Consider the following 16831-nt stretch of genomic DNA (forward strand, 5'->3'; position numbering starts at 1 on the left):
ATGTCTCGCGAGATCATCGAAGCGATGCGCGCGCTGGCGCGCGAGAAGGGGATCCCCGAGGAGCGGCTCGTCGCCGCGCTCGAGGACGCGCTCCTCTCCGCGTACAAGAAGCAGCCGGAGGCTGCGAAGTACGCGCGCGTCGAGCTCGACCAGGAATCGGGCGACTATCGCGTCATCGAGCTCCTCGTGCCGGAGATGCTCGAGGCCGGCCTCATCGTCGAGACGATCGACGAGCAGTCCTACGAGGACCCCGAGACGGGGGAGTGGGTCGAGCCCACCGAGGTCGAGATCCCGGCGGAGAAGCTCGCGGAGCACCGCGACGAGATCCCCGAGCAGGACGTCACGCCGGACGACTTCGGTCGCATCGCCGCGCAGACCGCCAAGCAGGTGATCCTCCAGCGGATCCGCGAGGCCGAGCGGGACATGATGTACGACGAGTTCGCCGACCGCGTCGGCGAGATGGTCACCGGCATCGTCCAGCAGTCCGACAACCGCTACACGCTGCTGCAGCTGCGCGACCGCGTCGAGGCCCTGCTGCCCCGCTCCGAGCAGGTCTACGGGGAGCGCTACGACCACAACCAGCGCCTGAAGGCGGTGATCAAGGAGGTCTCGCAGTCCGCGAAGGGCCCGTCGATCATCGTCTCGCGACGCGATCCCGAGGTCATCCGCGCGCTCTTCGAGCTCGAGGTCCCGGAGATCGCCGACGGCCTCGTCGAGATCACGGGCGTCGCCCGCGAGCCCGGCTACCGCTCGAAGATCGCCGTCGTCTCCCACGCCAACGGCGTGGACCCGGTCGGCGCCTGCGTCGGCCCCCGGGGCTCGCGCGTCCGGATGGTCGTCTCGGAGCTCAAGGGCGAGAAGATCGACATCATCCCGTACAACGACGAGCCCGGCCGGTTCATCGCCAAGGCGCTCTCGCCCGCGCAGGTGCGCGAGGTCTTCATCGACGACGAGCAGCGCCAGGCGACGGTCGTCGTGCCGGACGAGGACCTCACGAAGGCGATCGGCCGGGAGGGGCAGAACGTGCGGCTCGCCGCGCGCCTGACCGGCTGGCGGATCGACATCAAGAAGTCCAGCGACGTGCTCGCGCAGGCCGCCGCGACCGGCGGCGACGGCGCCGACGTCGAGGAGCCGCAGGGCGACGGCCGCTGCCAGGCGATCCTCACGAGCGGCCGCCGCTGCCCGAACGCGGCGCTGCCCGGCTCGATCTTCTGCGGCCTCCCCGGCCACCAGGCGCTCGTGCGCTTCGGGATGGTCGAGGTCGCGGTGCTCGACGACCTCCCCGAGGACGAGCTCGACGCGCTCGCCGATCCGGACAAGTCCCAGGAGGACGTCCAGGAGATCGTCGATCGCGCGGGCGAGGCGTACGCCCAGCGACTGGCGGAGCAGGGCATCGACCCGAGCGCCGGGTACGCGGAGGCCGCCGACGGCGAGTACGCCGAGGGCGAGGTCGCCGCGGACGAGTACGCGACCGAGGGCGAGTACGCCGCGGAGGGCGACTACGCCGACGCGGAGGCCGCCCAGGGCGAGTACGCGGCCGAGGTCCCCGAGGGCGACGCCCCGGTGGACGAGGCGCCGGTCGAGGCGGAGGACGCGCCGTCGGCCTGAGCGCCCACCAACCCGAGCGGCGGTGCGTCGGCTGCGGCCGGCGCGCGCCGCAGGCGCTGCTCCAGCGCCTCGCCGCGGACGGCGACCAGGTGGTCGTCGACCGCGCGCGCCGCGCCCCCGGGCGCGGCGCCTACGTGTGCGGCGCAGACTGCGCCCGCACCGCCGTCGAGCGCCGCGCGCTGCCGCGCGCGTTCCGACGGCCGATCAGCAACGACCAGGACTTTCTACACTCACTCTGATGGCGAACAAGCGCGTGCATGAGATCGCCAAGGCCCAGGGCCTCCCGAGCAAGCAGGTGATCGACGCCCTCCAGAAGGACGGCCACGACATCTCGAGCGCCTCGTCCAGCGTGGACGAGGCCGTCGCGCTGCGCGCGCTGAAGGCGCGCGGGGGCGGCGACGAGGCGCCGGCGAAGCCCGCCGCGCCCGCGAAGGCCGCGGCTCCGGCGCGCCCCGCGCGCCCCGCGCCCGCCGGCACCCCGCAGCGCCCCGTGCGCCCGGCGGCGGGCGCCGCCGGCCAGCGTCCGGTGCGTCCCGCCGCCCAGCGGCCGGCCGCTCCGGCGGGTCAGCGTCCCGCGGCGCCCGCCGGGCAGCGTCCCGCGGCGCCCGCCGGGCAGCGTCCCGCGGCGCCCGCCGGGCAGCGTCCGGCGACTCCCGCCGGGCAGCGCCCCGCCGGAGGTGCCCCCCAGCGTCCCGCGCGCCCCGGCGCGCCGGCCGGCCAGCGCCCCGCCCGCCCGGCCGCACCGGCCGGTCGCGGTGGTGGCGACGACCGCCCCCTCGGGCCGCGCCCGACCCCCGGCGCCCGTCCGCTCGGGCCGAAGCCGACCCCTGGCGCGCGTCCGGCGCAGCCGGCCCCGCAGCGTCCCGTGCGCCCGGGCGCGGACGCCCCGCAGCGCCCCGTGCGTCCCGCGCCCGGCGGCGAGCGCGGCGGCAAGCCGCTCGGCCCGCGCGTCATCCAGCAGGCCCAGCCCGCGGCGCCGAAGGCGCCCGCGCGCCCGGCGCAGTCGCCGACCACGAGCGCGCGCGGTCCGGTCCGGCCCGGCGGCGGCGGTCAGCCGCAGCGCCCGGGCGGTCAGCCCCAGCGGCCCGGGCAGCCGCAGCGCCCCGGCGGCCAGCCCCAGCGTCCCGGCGGACGTCCCGACGGCCGCGGTGGCCGTCCCGACGATCGCGGTCCGCGACGCAGCGAGCGGCCGACCGGCCGCGACGGCCGCAGCGGCGGCGGCGGCGATCGCCCGCTCGGCCCGAAGCCGACCCCCGGCGCGCGGCCGCTCGGGCCCAAGCCGACCCCGGGCGCGCGTCCGGCCGGCACGCCCTCGCCGTTCCAGCGCCGCAAGCCGGTGGACCCCGAGGCGCCGGTCCCGACGCGCGACCTGCGCACCCGCAAGCCCGACGTCCCGAAGGGGCCGCTCGCGCCCGGCGAGAAGCCGGCGCAGGGCGCGGGTCCGAAGATCATCGCGATGCCCGACCCGTCCGCCACGCGCCCGCAGCGCGCCGGCGCCGGCGGTCGTGCCGGCGGACCGGGCGGTGGCCCGGGCCGCCGTCGGGTCGTCATCGACCAGCCGGGCGGCCCGCGCCGCCCCGGTCCGGGCGGACCGCCGAGCCGTCGCCCGCGTCGTCGTCGCCGCCGCCAGAGCATCGAGGAGGCGCTGGCGCCGATCAACCGCGACAACAGCAAGACGGTCGACGTCCCGAAGATCAACTCGGGCGCCACCGTCAAGGACGTCGCCGAGCACCTCGGCGTCCCGGTCCCCGACGTCATCAAGCGGCTCATGCTCATGGGCGAGATGGCGACGCTCACGCAGTCGCTGTCCGACGACACGATCGAGCTGCTCGCGACGGAGTTCGAGCGCGAGATCGAGATCGTCACCGCCGCCGACGAGGAGATCCCGGAGCTCGTCTTCGAGGACGCCGAGGAGGACCTCGAGGAGCGGCCGCCGGTCGTGACCATCATGGGTCACGTCGACCACGGCAAGACCTCGATGCTCGACAAGCTGCGCGAGACGGAGATCGCCGCCAGCGAGGCGGGCGGCATCACGCAGCACATCGGCGCCTACCAGGTCCACCACGACGACCTGACGGTGACCTTCCTCGACACCCCGGGCCACGCGGCGTTCACCGCCATGCGCGCCCGCGGCGCGGAGATCACCGACATCGTCGTGGTCGTCGTGGCCGCCGACGACGGCATGAAGCCGCAGACGCAGGAGGCCATCGACCACGCGAAGGCCGCCGACGTCCCGATCATCGTCGCCGTCAACAAGATCGACAAGGAGGGCGCCGACCCGGCGCGCGTCCGTGCCGAGATGGCGGAGAAGGGCATCACGCCGGCCGAGTGGGGCGGCGAGACCGAGTTCGTCGACGTCTCCGCGAAGACCGGCGAGGGCCTCGGCGACCTGCTCGACACGATCGGCGTCGTCGCCGAGCTGCTCGAGCTGCGCGCGAACCCGGACACCGAGGCGCACGGCGCGATCATCGAGTCGAAGCTCGATCCGGGCCGTGGCCCGGTCGCGACCATGCTCATCCAGCGCGGCACGCTGGAGATCGGCGACGCCCTCGTCGCCGGCGGCGAGTGGGCTCGCGTCCGCGCGCTCATCGACTACACGGGCGAGCGCGTCGAGGTCGCCGGCCCCGGCGACCCGGTCGAGGTCCTCGGCTGGAACGGCGTGCCGTCCGCCGGCGACGTCGCCCTCGTGGTCGAGAACGAGCGCACGGCGCGCACGCGCGCCGAGGAGCGGGCGAACCGGCTGAAGACCGAGGCGATCGCCCGGCGCTCCGGCCGCAAGTTCGCGCTCGAGGACGTCTTCAAGCGCGCCCAGAGCGGCGCGGAGATGAAGGGCCTGCCGCTCATCCTCAAGTCGGACGTCGCGGGCTCGCTCGGCGCGTTCGAGGACGAGATCTCGAAGCTCCCGCAGACCGAGGTCTTCGTGGACGTCGTGCGCTCCGGCGTCGGCGGCATCACGGAGTCCGACGTCATGCTCGCGGCGGCCTCGGGCGCGGTGATCATCGGCTTCAACGTCCGCCCGGTCGGCGACGCCCAGCGCGTCGCGGACCGCGAGGGCGTCGAGATCCGCAGCTACGAGGTGATCTACCGCGCGCTGGACGACCTGCGCGACGCGATGGAGGGCCTGCTCGATCCGGAGCAGGTCGAGGAGACCGTCGGTCAGGCCGAGGTGCGCCAGATCTTCCGCGCGTCGAAGGTCGGCACGATCGCGGGCTCCTACGTCACCGACGGCAAGATGATCCGGAACGGCCGCGCGCGGCTCATCCGGGACGGCAACGTCGTCACGACGACGAAGATCGAGAGCCTCCGGCGCTTCCAGGAGGACGCGCGCGAGGTCGCGACCGGGTTCGAGTGCGGCATCGTGCTGCGGGACTACCCGGACGTCAAGGAGGGCGACATCATCGAGGTCTTCCAGACGAAGTCGGTCGAGCGCGAGCTGTCGTGAGCGGGCCGCTGCCCGGCGCGACGGGAGGCCCCCGGTGAAGCCCGACCGCATGCGGCGCGTCGACGAGGCCCTGCGCAAGGTCCTCGGCGACGTGCTGCAGCACGAGATGAAGGATCCCCGGATCGGGTTCGCCACGATCACGGGGGTCCGCACGAGCTCGGACCTCAGCCACGCCACCGTGCTGGTGAGCGTCCTGCCCACGCCCGACGCGCCCGAGCCGGAGGACACGATCGCCGGGCTGCGCTCGGCGAGCGGGTTCCTGCAGCGGCGCATCGGGCACGAGCTCGGGCTGAAGAACACGCCCGTCCTGCGGTTCGAGCTCGACGAGACGATCGACCGCGCGATGCGCATCCAGGAGCTCCTCGACGATCCGCCGCCTCCGGCCGTGCCGTCGTCCGAGGACGACGCCGACGGCGACGCGCCGCCCGACGACCCGGCGACGAGCGGCGGGGCCTCAGCCTGATGGCCCCCGAGCTGCCCGTCGACACGGCCCGACGCCTCGTCCTCGAGCGCCTCCGGGACGACGAGCGGTTCGTCGTCGTCTCCCACGAGCACCCAGACGGGGACGCGCTCGGCTCGGTCGTGGCGCTCTCCCGCGCGCTGCGCCAGATCGGCAAGGACGTCGTCGCGGTCCTCGACGCCGCCGACATGCCGGTGCCCCGCGAGTACCGCGGCCTCGCGCTCGAGACGGTGACCACCACCGTCCCCGACGACCTCGAGCAGCGGACGGCGGTCTACGTCGACTGCGGCAACGCCGACCGGATGCCGGTCCCCGGCGTCCGCGAGGGCGCGCGGACCGTCCTGAACGTCGACCACCACCACGACAACACCCGGTTCGGGGACGTCGACCTCGTCGATCCGTCGGCCTCGTGCACCGCCGAGATCCTGTGGGACCTGCTCCCCGACCTCGGCGTCGAGCCCGACCGCGAGACGGCGCAGGCGCTCTACATCGGCCTGGTGACCGACACGGGCCGGTTCATGTACGGCAACACCTCGACCCGGTCGCACCTCATGGCGGCGGACCTCATCGCCTGCGGGGTCGCGCCGTTCGACGCCTACCGCCGGCTCTACGAGGGCGTGCCGTGGGCGAAGCTCGCGCTGCTGGGACGGGCCCTGGAGCGGGTGCGGCGCGAGCTCGACGGCGCGCTCACCGTCGTGCACCTGCGCCGCTCCGACTACGCCGACACGGGCGCCGACGAGAGCGAGACGGAGGGCATCATCGACCACGTCCGGACCGTCGCGGGCACGACGGTCGCCGCGGTCGCCCGCGAGCTCCCCGGGACCGACGACGACGTGCGCACGAAGGTCTCGCTGCGGGCCGCCGACGGGACGATCGACGTCTCGGCGATCGCCCGCGCCGGGGGCGGCGGCGGGCACCCGCAGGCCGCCGGCTTCACCACGACGATGGGCGAGGACGAGCTCGTGCGCTTCCTCGCCGAGCAGCTCCTCGCGCACCGGTGACCGCGACGCCGTCCGCTGCGGGCGCCGGCGTCCCCGACGGCGTCCTCCTGATCGACAAGCCCGCCGGGCGCAGCAGCCACGACATGGTGGGCCGCGTCCGGTGGGCCCTCGGCGGACGCAAGGCCCGGCGCGTCGGGCACGCCGGGACGCTCGACCCCTTCGCGACCGGCCTGCTGCTCGTCCTCATCGGTCGCGCCACCCGGTTGCAGCCCTACCTCCTCGCGCTGCCGAAGTCCTACGAGACGGTGGCGCAGCTCGGCGCCCGCTCGTCGACGGGCGACCCGGAGGGCGAGATCGAGCGCACCGGCCGGATCCCGCCGGCACCGCCGGCGCTCCAGCTGCCCACCGGGCTGGTGCGGCAGCGGCCGCCCGCGTACTCGGCGGTCCGGATCGATGGCGAGCGCGCCTACCGGCGCGCCCGGCGGGGCGAGGAGGTCGAGGTGCCCGAGCGCGAGGTCCAGGTGTCGCGCTTCGACGAGCTCTGGCGCTCCGGGGACCGGGCCGCCTACGCGATCGACTGCTCGTCGGGGACGTACGTGCGCAGCCTCGTCGCGGACCTCGGCGACGCGTACTGCCTCGAGCTGCGGCGCACGGCGATCGGGCCCTACCGGGTCGCCGACGCCCACCAGCCCGAGGAGGAGCCGGCCGCGTGGCGCGTCGTGCCGCTGGCGGACGTCCTCCCGATCGTGCTCCCGGTCCACGAGCTCGACGCGGACGAGGCGCGCCGCGCCGGCCACGGGCAGCGGCTCGAGCTGCCCGACGCGCCCGCGGGCAGCGAGGTCGCGCTGCTCCACGACGGCGAGGCGATCGCCATCGGACGCCGCGAGCCGGACGGCCGGATCCATCCCGTCGTAGGCTTCCGGGCGTGACGGCGCGCATCGTCCCCCTCGCGGAGGTCCATGCCCGGCCCCGCACGGTCGCTCTCGGGATGTTCGACGGGGTGCACCTCGGGCACCGGGAGGTCATCGCCGGGGCCGACACGGTCCTGACGTTCCACCCGCACCCCACGACGATCATCGCGCCGGGGCGCACCCCGCCGCAGCTGACGACCGTCGAGCGTCGCGCCCGGCTCGTCGGCGACGTCGGAGTCCTCGAGCTCGTCCTCATCCCCTTCGACGCCCACGTCGCCGGCCAGGCGCCCGCCGAGTTCGTCGAGGAGATCCTCGTCGAGCGCCTCGACGTCCGCGGGGTCCGGGTGGGGGAGAACTTCCGCTTCGGCCACGGCGCGACCGGCACGCCCGAGCTCCTCGCCGCCGACGGGCGCTTCGATACGACGATCGTCCCGCTGCGACGCGAGGGCGGCGAGACCGTCTCCTCGACGCGCGTGCGCGAGCTCGTCGCCCGGGGCGAGGTCGCCGAGGCGCACGAGCTGCTCGTCGAGCCGTTCGTCATCGGCGGGACCGTCGAGCACGGCGAGAAGCGCGGTCGCGAGATCGGCTTCCCGACCGCGAACCTCCATCCGCCGGATGGCCACGCGCTGCCGGCCCACGGGGTCTACGCCTGCCGGGCGACGCTCGCCGACGGCAGCCGCCGCACGGCGGCCGTGTCGATCGGCATCCGGCCCCAGTTCGAGTCGGCGCTCGGCGTCCTCGTCGAGGCGTACCTCCTGGACTACGAGGGCGATCTCTACGGCCAGCAGCTCGAGCTGGAGTTCCTGCACCGCCTCCGCGGGGAGCAGCGGTTCGACAGCGTCGACGAGCTCATCGCCCAGATCGGGCGCGACGTCGACGACACCCGGCGCCTCGCACCCGTCTGAGCGGCGGGCCGCCCCTCCGAGGCGGGCCGCATCAGCAGGGGCTTCTTGCTACCTTCCCTCGTCGCATGTCGTCGCTCACGCAGGAACGGAAGCAGGAGATCGTCGGGCAGTTCGGCGAGTCCGACACCGACACGGGGTCCACCCGCGTCCAGATCGCGCTGCTCACCGAGCGGATCAACCTCCTCACGGAGCACCTGCGCGAGCACAAGAAGGACCACCACTCGCGCCGCGGGCTCCTGATGCTCGTCGGCCGCCGTCGTCGTCTCCTGAACTACCTGCGCAAGGACGACCTCGAGGGCTACCGCGGCCTCATCAAGGAACTCGGGCTGCGCAAGTAGTCCCGCGGCGACGCGCACCGCCACCACGGCACCGCTCGCCCGCGTCCCCGACGCGGGCGTTCTCGTTCCTGGACCGTCACCGGGAGCGGCGGACGGAGCAACTAGGATCCGGGCCATGGCCATCATCGCCCCCGGCACGCCCGTCCCGGAGATCACCCTCAAGCGCGAGGACGGCAGCGACTTCACGCAGGAGGACCTGCGCGGCCGCACGACGGTGCTCGTCTTCTACCCCTTCGCCTTCAGCCCGGTCTGCACCGACCAGCTGCAGGTCTACGAGGAGCTGCTCGGCGAGCTCGCGCAGCAGGACGCCGTGATGTACGCGGTGTCGACCGACGCGAGCTTCTCCCAGATCGCCTTCCGCGAGAAGCTCGGCGTCAGCATCGAGCAGCTCTCGGACTTCGAGCCCAAGGGCGCGGCGTCGAAGGCCCTCGGGGCCTACTTCGAGCCGGCCGGGATGACGAACCGCGCGCTCGTCGTCGTCGCTCCCGACGGCGTGGTGGCCTGGAGCCACCTCGCGGCGAGCCCGGGCGAGCTGCCCGGCGCGGACAAGGTCCGAGAGGGGCTGGCGGCCGTCCCGGCCGCGTGAGCGACGACCGGCTCGCCGCGCTGCGTCGGGAGCAGCCCGACGACCACGCCTGCGGGCCGGCCGACGCCCCGCTCGTCGTCGTCTACGGCGACGCGACCTGTCCGCGCTGCCAGCAGGCGGCCCGCCTGCTGCGCGAGCCGCCGCGGCCCGTGCGCCTCGTCTGGCGGCACCTCGTGCTGCGGGTGCGCGGACCGCGCCCGCGGGCGCTCGCGGGCGCGCTGGAGGCCGCGGGGCGCGAGGGTCGGTTCTGGGCGCTCCTGGACCGGCTGCTCGCCGAGCCGGGGCGCACGGAGGACCCCGACCTGTGGCGGATCGCGGGAGAGCTCGGGCTCGACGTCGACGCCTTCGACGGCGCGCGCCGGGACGCGGCGGCGACGGCGCGGATCGAGCGCGACCTCGCCGACGGCCTCGCGCTCGGCGCGGCCGCGACGCCGGCCATCCTCACCCCGGCCGGCGTCGACCACGGCGTGCCCGACGCGGCCTGGGTCGCCGCGCTGCACGCCGGCTGACGGTCAGCCGCTCACCGGCGGCCCCGCCGCCGGGCGACGAGCCACGTCACGGCGACGAGCAGTCCCACGACGGGGAAGAGCAGGAGCCACGCGGCACCGGGGGGCGCGTCGTCCAGGACGTCGTCCCGGGCCGCGTCGGGGGAGGGCGGCAGCGGCGAGGTCGCGAATCCCCGCTCGGACTCGAACGGATAGTCGGGGGTGGCGCGGAAGGGGCGATCGCTCGTCCCACGACGCAGCGCGACGGACGCGTTGCGGGCCGCGGAGCGCCCCGACGCCTGCAGCCGGGTGAGGTACGTCCCGCGCAGCAGCGCCCGGTCCGCGTCGCCGAGCGGCGGTCGCAGTCCGGCGACCGTGCCGGCGAAGGCGGTGTCGAAGCCGGACGCGAGCACGCGGTGCGCGCCGACGGCGTAGAGGACGACGGTCGCCGCGTCGGCGCCGGCGGCCCCGCCGAGCGGGTAGCTCGTGCGGTCGGCGGCGTAGCGGATCGTCAGCGGGCGCAGCGCCCGGGGCTCGTCGCCGAGCGTGTCGCGCGCGAGCTCGATCGCCACGAACGACCACCCGCGGCGCGCGTAGTCCCGCAGGGCGGGCGTGTCCGACAGCGGACGCGCGTAGCCGTGACGGCGGGCCCAGCGCGCGAGCTCGCGCTCGGCCGCCGGCCCGCGGCGGCCACGGAGCTCGGCGACGCCGAACCCGTCGACGCGCGGCCGGCCGAGCGCGCGCAGCTCGGCGTCGGGCGGGCCCGCGCTGCCGTCGGCGCGCACCGGGGCCGTGGCGGTCGCCAGCCGCACGAAGGCCCGCGTCTGGGCCTGGGGCACGACCTCGACGGTCGGCGGGGCGGGGACCGGCACGAGCACGACCCGGCGGGCGCGCTCGCCCTGCGCCTGCACGTCGAGCGAGAGGGTGATCCGTTGCTGGCCGTCGGCCGTCGAGACGATCGCGCGCTCGCGGTCCACGCGCACCCCGTCGCCGAACGTCGCCGCGGACGCGGGCGTCGCGGTGCCGAGCGCGCCGAGGAGCGCGAGCGCGGCGACGCTCCGGAGGGGACGGCGGCGGGACGGCGACATCGCGGCGCGATGTTACGGACCGCCCTCACCTGGCGTGCCGCCGCTCGTCGGCTCCCGGCCGGCGTCGCATCGGGCCTGCACGTCACGAGGTTTCGCTAAGGTCGCTCCGTTCGGAAACGATGAGAAGCCACCCCGCGCGCCAGGTCCGATGGGCGCGCGTTCCGAGGAACGACATATGAGTCACTTCGACGTGACGACGGTGTCCGTGGAGATCGCCGGCAAGGAGATCACCTTCGAGACCGGGAAGCTCGCCAAGCAGGCTTCCGGCGCGGTCACCGTGCGACAGGGCGACACGGTCGTCCTGTCCACCGCGACGATCGGTCGCGAGAAGGACGCCGACTTCCTGCCCCTCACGGTCGACGTCGAGGAGCGGATGTACGCCGCGGGCAAGATCCCCGGCTCCTTCTTCAAGCGCGAGGGTCGCGCGGGGGAGAAGGCCACGCTGACGGCGCGCATGATCGACCGCCCGATCCGCCCGCTCTTCCCCAAGACCTGGCGTCGGGACACGCAGCTCGTGACGCTGCCGATCTCGATCGACCACGAGCACCCCTACGACATCCTCGCGATGAACGGCGCGTCCGCCGCGCTGCAGATCAGCGGCGCCCCCGTCGCGCAGGCGGTCGGCGCCGTCCGGATCGGCAAGATCGACGGCCAGTTCGTCGTCAACCCGCCCGAGGAGTCGCTGACCGAGGACGGCGCGAGCGACCTCGACCTCATCGTCGCCGGCACCGCCGACGCGATCCTCATGGTCGAGGCCGGCGCGAACCTCATCCCCGAGGCCGAGATCCTCGACGCCCTGGACATCGCCCACAGCGAGATCCAGAAGCTCGTCGCCGTCCAGGTCGAGCTGCGCGAGAAGGCCGGCAAGCCCGCGATCGTCCACGAGCCGCCCGTCATCGACGAGAAGCTCCAGAAGAAGATCGAGAAGGCCCACGGCAAGGCCGTCCAGAAGGCCACCGAGGTCGTCGACAAGCTCGAGCGCCAGGACGCCGTCGAGGCGGCCAAGGCCGCGATCCTCGAGGAGTTCGGCACCGACGGCGAGGAGCCGGACGTCGACAAGCAGGTCCGCTCGATCGCCGCGGCGCTCGAGAAGGCCGCCGTCCGCAACCGGATCGCCGTCCAGAAGGTGCGCCCCGACGGGCGCGAGGCGACCGAGATCCGCCAGATCACGATCGAGACCGGCATCGCCCCGCGGACGCACGGCTCGGCGCTCTTCACCCGCGGCCAGACGCAGGCGCTCTCCGTCGCGTCGCTCGGCACGCTGAAGGAGGAGATGCGCGTCGACGGGCTCGGCCTGGAGACGAACCGCTACTACTGGCACCACTACAACTTCCCGCCGTTCTCCGTCGGCGAGGCGGGCTTCATGCGCGGCCCGAAGCGCCGCGACATCGGCCACGGCGCCCTCGCCGAGCGCGCGCTCGTGCCGGTCGTGCCGCCGATCGACGAGTTCCCGTACTCGATCCGCGTGGTCTCCGACATCCTCGAGTCCAACGGCTCGTCGTCGATGGCCTCGGTCTGCGGCAGCTCGCTGTCGCTGATGGACGCGGGCGTGCCGATCAAGGCGCCGGTCGCCGGCATCGCGATGGGCCTCATCAAGGAGGGCGACGACTACATCGTCCTCACCGACATCGCCGGCGTCGAGGACCACCTCGGCGACATGGACTTCAAGGTCGCCGGCACGTCGGAGGGCATCACCGCCCTCCAGATGGACATCAAGATCACGGGCGTGACGTTCGAGATCCTGCGCGACGCGCTCGCGCAGGCCCGCGACGCCCGCCTCGAGATCCTCGGCAAGATGGCCGAGATCATCGAGGGCCCGCGCGAGGAGCTCTCGGTCTACGCGCCGCGGATCCTCAGCCTGAAGATCGATCCCGAGAAGATCGGCATGGTCATCGGCAAGGGCGGCGAGACGATCCGCGGCCTGCAGGAGGAGTTCGAGGCCCAGATCGACATCTCCGACGACGGCACGGTCAACGTCTACTCGTCCTCGGGCGAGAAGGGCGACCAGCTCGTGCAGCGCCTGTCGGCGATGACCCGCGACGTCGTGCTCGGCGACGAGTTCGAGGGCAAGGTCGTGAAGACGACGACCTTCGGCGCGTTCGTCGAGCTCATCAAGGGCACCGACGGCCTGCTGCACATCTCCAACGTCTCCCCGGGCAAGCGCGTGGAGACGGTCGACGAGGTCCTGAAGCAGGGCGACGTCATCAAGGTCCGCGTCGCCGAGCTCGATCGCGAGCGCGGCCGGATCGGGCTGCGGCTCGCCGACGACCCCGACGTCGCCGGCAAGACGGTCGAGGAGCTGCAGGCCCTGTCCGCGGCGAAGTCGAACGGCGGCGGCCGTCGCGAGCGTCGCGACGGCGACGGCGGCGGCCGCGAGCGCGGTGGCCGGGACGGGGACCGCCCGCGGCGCCGCCGCGATCGCGATCCCGAGCGGTCGCGGTAGGACCGATGGCGGAGGAGCGCCCCGGCGGAGCCTCCGCCGCGACGGTCACCCGGCTCCCGTCCGGCGTGACCGTCGCCACCGAGGCGATCGACACCGCGCTGTCGGTCGCCACCGGCGTCTGGATCGGCACCGGCGCGCGCCACGAGCGCGACGCCGAGGCCGGCCGGGCGCACCTGCTGGAGCACATGCTGTTCCGCGGGACCCGGAGCTTCGCGTCGGTCGACATCGACCGGCGCTTCGACGCGCTGGGCGGCGACCTCAACGCGGCCACGAGCCGTGACGAGACGGCCGTCGTCGCGCGCGTGCTCGCCGAGGAGCTGCCCGACGCGTTCCCCGTGCTCGGCGAGATGGCGACCGAGCCGCTCCTGCAGGACGCGGACCTCGAGCTCGAGCGCCGGATCGTCCTGGAGGAGATCGCGATGATCGAGGACGACCCGGAGGAGCTCGTCTTCGAGCTGCTGCCGCGCGCCGTCTTCGGCGTCCACGCGCTGGGCCGGCCCGTGATCGGCAGCCCCGACGTCGTCGCGGGGACGAGCGGCGACGAGCTGCGGGCGTTCCACGCGCGCCGCTACGGCGCCGACCGGATCGTCGTCGCGGCCGCGGGCGCGGTCGACCACGAGCGCCTGTGCGCGCTGGCCGAGCGGCTCGTCCCGCCGGCCCCCGCGGCCGGCCCCGACGACCACGACCCGGGCGTCGCGGGCCCGAGCGCCCCGGCCGTCGTCTTCCGCCGCCGGGACACCGAGCAGGTGCAGGTGGCGATCGCCGGCCGCGGACCGGCCATGGGCGACGAGCGGCGGTTCGCGCTGCGGGTCCTCGACACGATCCTGGGCGGCACGCCCTCCTCGCGCCTCTTCCAGGCGGTGCGGGAGGAGCGGGGCCTCGCGTACGCGGTCTCGACGTTCGACGACCAGCACCGCGGCGGCGGGCTGGCGGGCGTCTACCTCGGCACCCGCGCCGAGAACCTCCGCGAGGCGCTGTCGGTCGTGGGCGACGAGCTGGGACGGATCCGCGAGGAGCCGGTCGGGGACGACGAGCTCGAGCGGGCCAAGCAGCACGCCCGGGCCCGCGTCCTGCTGGCGCTCGAGTCGACCCACGCCCGGATGCACGTGCTCGGTCGCGCGGTGCTCCACGGGCTGCCGCGGTTCGCACCGGCGGAGATCGCCGCGCGGATCGACGCGGTGACGGCGGACGAGGTCCGGGCGCTCGCCGCCGACCTCTTCGCGCCGGACGCCCTGAGCGCCGCGGGCGTCGGACCGGACGAGGACGCGTTCCGCGCCGCGCTGACGCCCGTCGCCGGTCCGCTGACCGTCGCCTGAGGCGGCCGTCGCGCGCCGCGCCCGTCGGTCGGGGCCACGCCCCGCGCCGCCGGGCGGCGGCCTCTGCGGCGGGTCCGCCGCACGACCGCGTCGACGGTCAGGGCGCGACGGGGCGGCCGACCGGCTGCAGGCGGAGCACCGTCACCGCCGTGAGGTGCAGCTCCGACCGTCGCGGCGGCCCGCCGATCCGGTGCTCGATCTCGCGGATCCGCAGCGGCGTGGCGCCGACGAGCAGCGCCGCGAGCCGCCGGAAGTCCGTGCGGACGTCGACGACGCCGTAGCCGGCGAGCACGAGGAAGACCGGCCGCCGCGAGGCGACGTCGACGAGCCAGCGCACGAGGGCCGGGTCGTCGAGGGGCGCGCGGTCCCGCTGGAAGGCCATCCGGCCCGCGCCGATCATGAGCACGTGGCGCTCCTGGCGCAGCGCCAGCGCGGGACCGAGCGCCGACCAGGCGCGCTCGCTCGGTCCCATGATCACGAGCGGGTCGCTCCCGGTGATCTGCGCGTCGACCGCCTCGACCTGCGCGGGCACCCCGTGGAACTCGGTCGTCGACAGCGCCGGCCACGCGTTGCGCAGCCCGACGGCGCCGGCCGCGAGGGCGAGCAGCAGCGTCGCCGCCACGACCGGCCGTCGCCGGTCGCCGGGCCAGTGCCAGGCGACCGCCACGGCGATCCCGGCCAGGACGGCCGCCACCGGCAGCGCGGCCGGGAGGAACCGGCGCGCGGTCCAGTACTGGTCGGGCTGCAGCACCTGCGGGTCCCCGGCGACGAGCCCGAGCGCGAGCGCCGCGGCGAGGAGCAGCGGGAGGGCGGCCCAGCGCCCGTCCGGCGTCCCGGCGCGCCCGAGCAGCAGGGCGACCGCGCCCAGCGCGGCGAGCACGAGCCCGGGCGCCGTGGCGTAGGTGCGGAAGATCTCGAGGCCCTCCGCCGGCGGCGCGACGGCCACGACGAGGCCGGCGAGCCCCACGAGCGCTGCGAGCGCGACCGGCAGGCGCCGCGCCGATGCGGCACGCACCACGCGCGCCGGCCAGGCGCCCGGCCAGGGAACGGCGGCGACGAGCAGGACGAGCCCGAGGGTCGCGGCGGCGATCACCGCGACGAGCGCGTGGCCGGAGACGCCGCCGAGGACGTGACCGACGCTCTCGTCGGTGTAGGCCCGGGTGATCGTCGAGGCGCGTGCCGCGGCGTAGGCGAGCGGCAGCGCGAGCCCGGCGGCGAGCAGGAGGACCGCCCGGCGACCGCGATGGCGCAGGAGCGCGGCGACGAGCACCGCGACGGCCACGAGCGGCCACGCGTCGGGGCGCAGCAGCCCGAGCGTGCCGAGGGCGGCGCCGGCCGTGACCGTCGCCGCGTGCGCGCGGCGGGCGATCGCGACCCAGCCGGCGAGGCCCGCCGTCAGCAGCACGACACCGGACGGGACCTCCGTCATCGGGTAGCGCGAGAAGTAGAGCAGCGCCGCGTCGGTCGCCACGAGCGTACCCGCCGCCACCGCCGCCACCCGCGCGAGCCGACCGCCGGCGAGCAGCGCGGCGGCGACCGCCACGAGCAGCGCGAGGACGATCCCCGCGAACGTGATGACCCATTGCCCGCCGCCGCCGGTGACCGTCGCGCCCGCCGCGAGCAGCGCCGGCGTGGCGTGGTAGCCGTGCGGGACGGTGGCGCCGCTGCGCGCGAGGAAGAAGCCGGGCAGGACCTTGTCGCGGTCGAAGCCGAGCTCGTCGCCGCCGAAGCGCGCCATCCCGGCCGCGACGTCCGGGTCGGGCTCCAGCTGCAGCGTCCCGGTGGCCCGCAGGTGCTCGCCGGCGAGGACGTAGAACCCCGCGTCGCGGCCGCCGAGGTCGAACGCGTACGCGGGGAGCGTCGCCGCGACCGCACCCGCGAGCGCGACCGCCAGCAGCGCGCGGCGCGAGACCCGCACGGCACCGGCGCCGCGCCCGCCGGCCCACGTGGCCGCGGCCACGAGCACGAGCGCCACCACGACGACGCCGACGACACCGAACCGGCGCGTGTCGGCGAGCGCCTGGAAGGCCAGCGCGGCGGCCGCCAGGGCAGTGCCGAGCGCCAGCGCGGTGCCGGCCGGACGCGGCAGTCCCGCCGTCCACCGCCCGGTCAGCCCGCGTCCGACCGCGAGCAGCAGCACGGCCACCGCCGCGGCGCCGAGCGGGCGGACCGGCTGCAGCGCGGCGAGCGCGCAGGCCACGAGCGCGACGAGGGCGGTCCGGGCGACCGGCCACGACGGGCCGGGGGCGAGGAGCGGGAGGAGGCGACGGACCACGGCGATCGGCGCAGTCTGCCGCACCGCCCGCCC

At 75.4% G+C, this 16831-nt stretch carries 14 protein-coding genes; 12 read left to right on the forward strand and 2 right to left on the reverse strand.

Annotated elements, in window-relative coordinates:
- From nusA to SK069_RS00535, 10 genes are all read left to right on the forward strand, one after another.
- Positions 1-1608, forward strand: a complete 1608-nt coding sequence (nusA, locus tag SK069_RS00495; protein WP_319952209.1) for a transcription termination factor NusA — start codon at positions 1-3, stop codon at positions 1606-1608.
- A complete protein-coding gene (locus tag SK069_RS20205) occupies positions 1605-1847 on the forward strand; it encodes a YlxR family protein (RefSeq protein ID WP_406628232.1) in 243 nt (80 codons plus the stop codon). Before nusA ends, SK069_RS20205 begins: the two co-directional genes overlap by 4 nt.
- Positions 1847-5050 (forward strand): translation initiation factor IF-2, encoded by a 3204-nt coding sequence (gene infB, locus SK069_RS00500; RefSeq protein WP_319952210.1) that lies wholly within the window; start codon positions 1847-1849, stop codon positions 5048-5050. Before SK069_RS20205 ends, infB begins: the two co-directional genes overlap by 1 nt.
- A gap of 34 nt (positions 5051-5084) precedes the next feature.
- Complete coding sequence (gene rbfA / locus SK069_RS00505; protein WP_319952211.1) at positions 5085-5513, forward strand: 30S ribosome-binding factor RbfA; 429 nt, start codon at positions 5085-5087, stop codon at positions 5511-5513.
- A complete protein-coding gene (locus tag SK069_RS00510) occupies positions 5513-6511 on the forward strand; it encodes a DHH family phosphoesterase (RefSeq protein ID WP_319952212.1) in 999 nt (332 codons plus the stop codon). Before rbfA ends, SK069_RS00510 begins: the two co-directional genes overlap by 1 nt.
- Positions 6508-7380 (forward strand): tRNA pseudouridine(55) synthase TruB, encoded by an 873-nt coding sequence (gene truB, locus SK069_RS00515; protein ID WP_319952213.1) that lies wholly within the window; start codon positions 6508-6510, stop codon positions 7378-7380. Before SK069_RS00510 ends, truB begins: the two co-directional genes overlap by 4 nt.
- Positions 7377-8267, forward strand: a complete 891-nt coding sequence (locus SK069_RS00520) for a bifunctional riboflavin kinase/FAD synthetase (protein WP_319952214.1) — start codon at positions 7377-7379, stop codon at positions 8265-8267. The genes truB and SK069_RS00520 overlap by 4 nt, the downstream gene beginning before the upstream one ends.
- Before the next feature lie 65 nt (positions 8268-8332).
- A complete protein-coding gene (rpsO, locus tag SK069_RS00525; RefSeq protein WP_319952215.1) occupies positions 8333-8605 on the forward strand; it encodes a 30S ribosomal protein S15 in 273 nt (90 codons plus the stop codon).
- Positions 8606-8720: 115 nt separating this feature from the next.
- Positions 8721-9191: a redoxin domain-containing protein gene (locus SK069_RS00530; RefSeq protein ID WP_319952216.1), complete on the forward strand. Its 471-nt coding sequence runs from the start codon at positions 8721-8723 to the stop codon at positions 9189-9191.
- Complete coding sequence (locus tag SK069_RS00535; protein ID WP_319952217.1) at positions 9188-9700, forward strand: DsbA family protein; 513 nt, start codon at positions 9188-9190, stop codon at positions 9698-9700. Before SK069_RS00530 ends, SK069_RS00535 begins: the two co-directional genes overlap by 4 nt.
- 11 nt (positions 9701-9711) lie before the next feature.
- Here the strand turns inward: SK069_RS00535 and SK069_RS00540 are convergent, their stop codons facing one another.
- A complete protein-coding gene (locus SK069_RS00540) occupies positions 9712-10764 on the reverse strand; it encodes a DUF2330 domain-containing protein (protein ID WP_319952218.1) in 1053 nt (350 codons plus the stop codon).
- Positions 10765-10939: 175 nt separating this feature from the next.
- On the opposite strand from SK069_RS00540, the gene SK069_RS00545 reads away from it, so the two are divergent.
- Both SK069_RS00545 and SK069_RS00550 read left to right on the forward strand, forming a co-directional pair.
- A complete protein-coding gene (locus SK069_RS00545; protein WP_319952219.1) occupies positions 10940-13207 on the forward strand; it encodes a polyribonucleotide nucleotidyltransferase in 2268 nt (755 codons plus the stop codon).
- 65 nt (positions 13208-13272) lie between these two features.
- A complete protein-coding gene (locus SK069_RS00550) occupies positions 13273-14523 on the forward strand; it encodes a M16 family metallopeptidase (RefSeq protein ID WP_319952220.1) in 1251 nt (416 codons plus the stop codon).
- A gap of 97 nt (positions 14524-14620) precedes the next feature.
- Here the strand turns inward: SK069_RS00550 and SK069_RS00555 are convergent, their stop codons facing one another.
- Complete coding sequence (locus SK069_RS00555) at positions 14621-16798, reverse strand: hypothetical protein (RefSeq protein ID WP_319952221.1); 2178 nt, start codon at positions 16796-16798, stop codon at positions 14621-14623.
- Positions 16799-16831 lie beyond the last annotated feature (33 nt).

Source organism: Patulibacter brassicae, from assembly GCF_033949425.1.
Taxonomy (GTDB): Bacteria; Actinomycetota; Thermoleophilia; order Solirubrobacterales; family Solirubrobacteraceae; genus Patulibacter; species Patulibacter brassicae.

Bases quoted from the DNA above. Each gene is read 5' to 3' on its own strand.
- SK069_RS00540 (WP_319952218.1), bottom strand. From the start codon at position 10,764: ATGTCGCCGTCCCGCCGCCGTCCCCTCCGGAGCGTCGCCGCGCTCGCG.
- nusA (WP_319952209.1), top strand. From the start codon at position 1: ATGTCTCGCGAGATCATCGAAGCGATGCGCGCGCTGGCGCGCGAGAAG.
- rpsO (WP_319952215.1), top strand. From the start codon at position 8,333: ATGTCGTCGCTCACGCAGGAACGGAAGCAGGAGATCGTCGGGCAGTTC.
- SK069_RS00510 (WP_319952212.1), top strand. From the start codon at position 5,513: ATGGCCCCCGAGCTGCCCGTCGACACGGCCCGACGCCTCGTCCTCGAG.
- SK069_RS00530 (WP_319952216.1), top strand. From the start codon at position 8,721: ATGGCCATCATCGCCCCCGGCACGCCCGTCCCGGAGATCACCCTCAAG.
- SK069_RS00545 (WP_319952219.1), top strand. From the start codon at position 10,940: ATGAGTCACTTCGACGTGACGACGGTGTCCGTGGAGATCGCCGGCAAG.
- infB (WP_319952210.1), top strand. From the start codon at position 1,847: ATGGCGAACAAGCGCGTGCATGAGATCGCCAAGGCCCAGGGCCTCCCG.